The 5,527-nt window shown below is 47.6% G+C and carries 2 tRNA genes and 3 rRNA genes; all 5 read right to left on the bottom strand.

Going from position 1 to position 5,527, the window contains the following annotated elements:
* Nucleotides 1-76: 76 nt before the first annotated feature.
* Nucleotides 77-184 (bottom strand): 5S ribosomal RNA (rrf, locus tag NCE97_RS15840).
* Nucleotides 185-332: 148 nt separating this feature from the next.
* Nucleotides 333-3,152 (bottom strand): 23S ribosomal RNA (locus tag NCE97_RS15835).
* 177 nt (nt 3,153-3,329) lie between these two features.
* A tRNA-Ala gene (locus NCE97_RS15830) sits at nt 3,330-3,403 on the bottom strand.
* A 108-nt stretch (nt 3,404-3,511) separates the two neighbouring features.
* A tRNA-Ile gene (locus tag NCE97_RS15825) sits at nt 3,512-3,585 on the bottom strand.
* A gap of 80 nt (nt 3,586-3,665) precedes the next feature.
* Nucleotides 3,666-5,191 (bottom strand): 16S ribosomal RNA (locus NCE97_RS15820).
* Together the 16S, 23S and 5S rRNA genes with 2 tRNA genes alongside form the textbook arrangement of a ribosomal RNA operon.
* Nucleotides 5,192-5,527 lie beyond the last annotated feature (336 nt).

Below are 5,527 nucleotides of genomic sequence, written 5' to 3'. Positions count from 1 at the left end.
TCAAATAAAAAACTCATTATATTATTATATACAAAAAGCAAAAAACCCTTACTATATGTGTAGTAAGGGTTTTCAAAAAAGGCGGCGACCTACTCTCCCACGAGTGCAGTACCATCGGCGCAAATGGGCTTAACTTCTCTGTTCGGAATGGTAAGAGGTGAGCCCCATCGCTATAACCACCTTAAGTTTTAAGTTAGGAGCTTAGGGATCAGGCATTGGCTACAAAGACTTTTGCCTTTTCTCTTTTCACTCTTAACTGCGCTACGCGCAAATATTTTAACATATTGAAAAAGTCACATGATTGATTATTGTTCTACTATTAAAAAGCACCGTACAATAAGCCTACGGGTTATTAGTACTACTCGGCTATGACATCGCTGCCTTTACACCTGTAGCCTATCAACGTGGTCATCTCCCACGACCCTTTAAAGAAATCTCATCTTGTGGTGGGTTTCGCGCTTATATGCTTTCAGCGCTTATCCCTTCCCGACGTAGCTACCCTGCGGTGCCGCTGGCGCGACAACAGGTACACTAGAGGTCAGTCCAACTCGGTCCTCTCGTACTAGAGTCAGATCCACTCAAATTTCTAACGCCCACAGTAGATAGAGACCGAACTGTCTCACGACGTTCTGAACCCAGCTCGCGTGCCACTTTAATGGGCGAACAGCCCAACCCTTGGGACCTTCTCCAGCCCCAGGATGTGACGAGCCGACATCGAGGTGCCAAACCCCCCCGTCGATGTGAGCTCTTGGGGGAGATCAGCCTGTTATCCCCGGAGTACCTTTTATCCTTTGAGCGATGGCCCTTCCATGCGGAACCACCGGATCACTATGCTCTACTTTCGTACCTGATCGACCTGTATGTCTCTCAGTCAAGCTCCCTTATGCCATTGCACTCTGCGCACGGTTACCAAGCGTGCTGAGGGAACCTTTAGAAGCCTCCGTTACTCTTTTGGAGGCGACCACCCCAGTCAAACTACCCACCAAGCACTGTCCCTCGTCAGAGGTTAGACTCCAGATAAGCAAAGGGTGGTATTTCAACAATGACTCCACAACGCCTGGCGACGCCACTTCAAAGTCTCCCACCTATCCTACACATTACTTATCCAAAGCCAATACTAAGCTATAGTAAAGGTTCACGGGGTCTTTTCGTCCCACTGCGGGTAAACGGCATCTTCACCGTTACTACAATTTCACCGAGCTCATGGCTGAGACAGTGTCCAGATCGTTACACCATTCGTGCAGGTCGGAACTTACCCGACAAGGAATTTCGCTACCTTAGGACCGTTATAGTTACGGCCGCCGTTTACTGGGGCTTCATTTCAGACCTTCGAGGTAAACCTCTAAGCCCTCCACTTAACCTTCCAGCACCGGGCAGGTGTCAGGCCCTATACGTCATCTTTCGATTTAGCAGAGCCCTGTGTTTTTGATAAACAGTCGCCTGGACCTTTTCACTGCGGCCCATCCGAGGATGGGCGACCCTTCTCCCGAAGTTACGGGTCGATTTTGCCTAGTTCCTTAGCCATGAATCTCTCGAGCACCTTAGAATTCTCATCCCAACTACCTGTGTCGGTTTACGGTACGGGCTGCTTCACTCGCTTTTCTTGGAAGTCGCTTCTCTGGATTATCACCTTGGCCGTAGCCTCAGTGTACTATCGCCGTGTTGCCACTGGCTTCAACGTGCTATTCCGTCAGCACGCACCAAATATACGCCTCCGTCACTTTTATCGTGAGCAGGTACGGGAATATTAACCCGTTGTCCATCCACTACCCCTTTCGGGTTCGCGTTAGGTCCCGACTAACCCTCAGCTGATTAGCATAGCTGAGGAAACCTTAGTCTTTCGGTGTGCGGGTTTCTCGCCCGCATTATCGTTACTTATGCCTACATTTTCTTTTGTAGCTTCTCCAGCATACCTCGCAGTACACCTTCGACGACACTACAATGCTCCCCTACCACAATTTCTTGTCCATAGCTTCGGTAGTATGTTTATGCCCGATTATTATCCATGCCGAACCGCTCGACTAGTGAGCTGTTACGCACTCTTTAAATGAATGGCTGCTTCCAAGCCAACATCCTAGCTGTCTAAGCAGTTCAACCTCGTTTATTCAACTTAACATACATTTGGGGACCTTAGCTGATGGTCTGGGTTCTTTCCCTCTCGGACATGGACCTTAGCACCCATGCCCTCACTGCTGGTCATCATTTTATAGCATTCGGAGTTTGTCAGGAATTGGTAGGCGGTGAAGCCCCCGCATCCAATCAGTAGCTCTACCTCTATAAAACTAAACCAACGCTGCACCTAAATGCATTTCGGGGAGTACGAGCTATTTCCGAGTTTGATTGGCCTTTCACCCCTACCCACAGGTCATCCCAAGACTTTTCAACGTCAACGGGTTCGGGCCTCCACTATGTGTTACCACAGCTTCACCCTGCCCATGGGTAGATCACACGGTTTCGCGTCTACCACTGCTAACTAAAGCGCCCTATTCAGACTCGCTTTCGCTACGGATCCGCACCTGAAGTGCTTAACCTTGCTAACAACGGTAACTCGTAGGCTCATTATGCAAAAGGCACGCCGTCACCTCTCGGCTCCGACCGCTTGTAAGCGTATGGTTTCAGGTTCTATTTCACTCCCTTGTTCAGGGTTCTTTTCACCTTTCCCTCACGGTACTAGTTCACTATCGGTCTCTCAGGAGTATTTAGCCTTAACGGATGGTCCCGCCAAATTCACACAGGGTTACACGTGCCCCGCGCTACTCAGGATACTGCTATCGATAACATCGCTTACGTATACTAGACTATCACTATCTATGGTCTGTCTTTCCAAACAGTTCTACTTCGCTTTGCATCGAATATCGCAGTCCTACAACCCCAGCATTGCCGTAACAACACTGGTTTGGGCTAATCCGCGTTCGCTCGCCACTACTAACGGAATCACTTTTGTTTTCTTCTCCTCCGGGTACTTAGATGTTTCAGTTCTCCGGGTTCGCCTCCTTGATGGATACTATATCTTCAATATAGTGGGTTGCCCCATTCGGATATCCACGGATCATTGGGTATGTGCCCCTCCCCGTAGCTTTTCGCAGCTTATCACGTCCTTCTTCGCCTCTGAGAGCCTAGGCATTCCCCATACGCTCTTATATAGCTTATTGTACTTTTTGTCTTTTTAATGAGTTTACATTACTAAAGAATCCTTTACAGATTCTTAGGTTATAATTGCTCGTTACAATTATTTCAGTTTTATTAAATATTTCTATCTAATTTTCATGTATCTTTTTCAATATGTCAATGAACGTTCATATCGCCAAACATCAATTGGCGACCTTCTGTGGAGAATACCGGAGTCGAACCGGTGACCTCCTGCGTGCAAGGCAGGCGCTCTAGCCAGCTGAGCTAATTCCCCTTGTGCAATGAACAATCTTTCAATGTACAATGAACAATTTCATTATCACTAATTGAAAATTGTTAATCGCCAATTGTCAATTGCCCTGCTTCTAGAATTTCCTTTTCGTAGTCTCAGGCAGACTCGAACTGCCGACCTCTACATTATCAGTGTAGCGCTCTAACCAGCTGAGCTATGAGACTAGGTATCTATATTTTTAAATTGACAGCACAGAGAATAAACTACCCTTTTCCCCCTTATTCTTATAGTCGTCTTTCTCTAGAAAGGAGGTGTTCCAGCCGCACCTTCCGGTACGGCTACCTTGTTACGACTTAGCCCTAGTTACTAATTTTACCCTAGGCCGCTCCTTGCGGTGACGGACTTCAGGCACTCCCAGCTTCCATGGCTTGACGGGCGGTGTGTACAAGGCCCGGGAACGTATTCACCGGATCATGGCTGATATCCGATTACTAGCGATTCCAGCTTCACGGAGTCGAGTTGCAGACTCCGATCCGAACTGAGATAGGCTTTAAGGATTCGCTCCACCTCGCGGTGTGGCTGCCCTCTGTACCTACCATTGTAGCACGTGTGTAGCCCAGGACGTAAGGGCCGTGATGATTTGACGTCATCCCCACCTTCCTCACGGTTTGCACCGGCAGTCTTGTTAGAGTTCCCATCTTTACATGCTGGCAACTAACAACAGGGGTTGCGCTCGTTATAGGACTTAACCTGACACCTCACGGCACGAGCTGACGACAACCATGCAGCACCTTGTAGATGGTCCGAAGAAATAGCTATCTCTAGCTAATGCAATCTACATTTAAGCCCTGGTAAGGTTCCTCGCGTATCATCGAATTAAACCACATGCTCCACCGCTTGTGCGGGCCCCCGTCAATTCCTTTGAGTTTCATTCTTGCGAACGTACTCCCCAGGTGGGTCACTTATCACTTTCGCTTAGCCACTCAGACCGAAGTCCGAACAGCTAGTGACCATCGTTTACGGCGTGGACTACCAGGGTATCTAATCCTGTTCGCTCCCCACGCTTTCGTCCATCAGTGTCAGTACGTTGTTAGTGATCTGCCTTCGCAATCGGTATTCTATGTAATATCTATGCATTTCACCGCTACACTACATATTCTAACCACTTCACAACGACTCAAGACAACCAGTATCAAAGGCAATTCTACAGTTGAGCTGCAGGATTTCACCTCTGACTTAATCATCCACCTACGGACCCTTTAAACCCAATGATTCCGGATAACGCTTGCATCCTCCGTATTACCGCGGCTGCTGGCACGGAGTTAGCCGATGCTTATTCTTACGGTACCGTCAGCCATCTACACGTAGATGGGTTTCTTCCCGTACAAAAGCAGTTTACAACCCATAGGGCAGTCTTCCTGCACGCGGCATGGCTGGATCAGGCTTCCGCCCATTGTCCAATATTCCTCACTGCTGCCTCCCGTAGGAGTCTGGTCCGTGTCTCAGTACCAGTGTGGGGGATCCCCCTCTCAGGGCCCCTACCTATCGTTGCCATGGTGTGCCGTTACCACACCATCTAGCTAATAGGACGCATACTCATCTTGTACCGCCGAAACTTTAATGGAGTCCCGATGCCGGATCTCCATACCATGGGGTATTAATCTTCATTTCTAAAGGCTATCCCCCTGTACAAGGCAGATTGTATACGCGTTACGCACCCGTGCGCCACTCGTCAGCGGAAAAGCAAGCTTTTCCCTGTTACCGTTCGACTTGCATGTGTTAGGCCTGCCGCTAGCGTTCATCCTGAGCCAGGATCAAACTCTTCATTGTTAAATCTTAAATATTATTTAACAACTATAAAAATTGATTTGAAGGTACTCAAAATGGTTTATTCTCTTGTCTGATTCCAACCGTTTCCAATTAAAATCTTACGCTGTCAATTCAATATCTCAATGAACTTTTTTTCTTCTTCCTCCAGAGCGTTCAGCTCCAAAGCGGGTGCAAATATAAAACCCTTTTTTTATTCCCACAATACTTTTTGAAAAATATTTTTTATTTCTTTTTCAAACTCAAACCCACCATGAAAATAACTCCTCGAAACCTCTCCATTAACATCACAACATCCCCCGCTTTCGAGGGCGCAAATATAAAACCCTTTCATAAACC

The organism is Winogradskyella sp. 3972H.M.0a.05 (assembly GCF_040493455.1).
Classification (GTDB): Bacteria; Bacteroidota; Bacteroidia; order Flavobacteriales; family Flavobacteriaceae; genus Microcosmobacter.
The sequence above is the reverse complement of the archived record's forward strand: the minus strand, read 5'-3'. Positions and strand labels throughout refer to the sequence as shown.